This window comes from Dietzia sp. HMSC21D01 (assembly GCF_001815995.1).
Taxonomy (GTDB): Bacteria; Actinomycetota; Actinomycetes; order Mycobacteriales; family Mycobacteriaceae; genus Dietzia; species Dietzia cinnamea.
The window spans coordinates 1-510 of record NZ_KV823825.1 but is presented as its reverse complement, the minus strand read 5'-3'; the positions used below and the strand labels follow the sequence as shown (position 1 = coordinate 510).

General features: G+C 78.2%; 1 protein-coding gene and 1 pseudogene. Both read right to left on the bottom strand.

All coding sequences use genetic code 11. The annotated features are described in order from the left end of the window. A pseudogene (locus HMPREF3086_RS04955) lies at window positions 1-332 on the bottom strand (hypothetical protein); the annotation flags it as partial. Then, window positions 329-510: hypothetical protein (locus HMPREF3086_RS18900; protein ID WP_168169056.1), on the bottom strand; the 182-nt coding region annotated here is incomplete at its 5' end. The gene HMPREF3086_RS18900 and the pseudogene HMPREF3086_RS04955, both read right to left, overlap by 4 nt.

The window sequence follows — 510 nt, the reverse complement described above, 5'->3', positions numbered from 1 at the left end:
TCGGCGAGCGCGTTGTGCCGGGCCCGGTCCAGCCGCTCGCGCTGCCGGGCGCGCTGCGGCGCGGGCAGGGGATCCGGGCCGTCGAGGTCGTCGACGGAGTCCTCGGCGAGTTCGACCAGCCGGTAGACGCCGGCAAGCTGTTCGTCGAGGCCGCGGGCCTCGCCGTCGATCGCGTCGGCGAGGGCGTCGAGCGCGGGGGATCGGGTCGGTGCGGTGAGCAGGGCGTCGCGGGCGGTCGCGAGGGCGTCTCGCGTCGCCAGGAGGGCGGCGGCCAGCTCGAGCAGCGCGACGACCCGGGCCGGCGGCGGGTTCTCGGGCAGTGCCCCGGTCATCGGATGCCTCGGTGCGGTTGGGACGCGGCCACCGCGCGGGCCGCCTCGCCGGCCGACGCTTCGGACAGCGTGCCGTCCGCCAGGGCGCCCGCGATTTCGGTCAGTCGCGCGATCCTGTCGGCGGCGGGGCTCAGGAGGGCGCGGACCTCGTCGTCGTCGCCCCTCTCGGCCCCCGCCG